Source organism: Pseudomonas sp. R62 (assembly GCF_000257605.1).
Taxonomy (GTDB): Bacteria; Pseudomonadota; Gammaproteobacteria; order Pseudomonadales; family Pseudomonadaceae; genus Aquipseudomonas; species Aquipseudomonas atacamensis.
The window spans coordinates 619,114-620,091 of record NZ_JH635999.1 but is presented as its reverse complement, the minus strand read 5'-3'; the positions used below and the strand labels follow the sequence as shown (position 1 = coordinate 620,091).

At 57.9% G+C, this 978-nt stretch carries 1 protein-coding gene and 1 pseudogene; both read left to right on the top strand.

Going from position 1 to position 978, the window contains the following annotated elements:
* Positions 1–316 (top strand): annotated as a pseudogene (gene fabI / locus OQK_RS31545) (enoyl-ACP reductase FabI); the annotation flags it as partial.
* A gap of 115 nt (positions 317–431) precedes the next feature.
* Positions 432–978: transposase (locus OQK_RS21195; protein ID WP_038861509.1), on the top strand; the 547-nt coding region annotated here is incomplete at its 3' end.

Below are 978 nucleotides of genomic sequence, written 5' to 3'. Positions count from 1 at the left end.
CGTGATGGGCATGGCCAAGGCTTCGCTGGAAGCCGGCGTCCGTTACCTGGCCGGCTCCCTCGGTCCGGACGGCACCCGCGTCAACTGCGTATCGGCTGGCCCGATCCGCACCCTGGCCGCTTCCGGCATCAAGAACTTCCGCAAGATGCTGGCTGCCAACGAAGCGCAGACTCCGCTGCGCCGCAACGTCACCATCGAAGAAGTCGGCAACGCCGGCGCCTTCCTGTGCTCCGACCTGGCGTCGGGCATCAGCGGTGAAATCATGTACGTCGACGGCGGCTTCAACACCACCGCGATGGGCAACATCGAAGAGTGATCTTCCTGTAGCCAATAGAAAAACCCGCCGGATCCCAGACTGTGTGAAAACCTAGCAATCTGCGCAGCGCTCAAAGAAAATGCTCCGTATCGAAAGATACGGAGCATTTTTCGTTATGGCCTACATCCAGGGACAGTCCCGCAGCCAGACCAGCCTGTTTCCGGTCTCGCTGGAAGAGTTGATCCCCGAGGATCACCTCGTTCGCGTTATCGATCTTTACGTCGCCAAGCTGGATCTGGTTCGACTGGGCTTTGATAAAGCACTTCCCAAAAGCACCGGCCGTCCCTCTTACGATCCAGCGGATCAGCTCAAACTCTACCTCTACGGCTATTTCCAGCGGATTCGCTCATCACGACGGCTCGAAGCCGAGTGCCAGCGCAACGTCGAAGTGATGTGGCCGATCAATCGACTCAAGCCTGATTTCAAGACCATCGCCGATTTCCGTAAAGACAACAAAGCCGCTTTTATCGCGACGTGCCGGGCCTTCGTGCAGTTTTGCCGCACAGCGGGGCTGATAACCGGCGAGTTGGTGGCCATTGATGGCAGCAAATTTCAGGCGGTCGCCTCTTCACGGCGTCATATGAATTTGAAGCGGCTCCAACATCAAGAGCAGAAGCTGGAGAAGCGCATCGCCCACTATTTGGCAGAGCTGGACGAGGCAG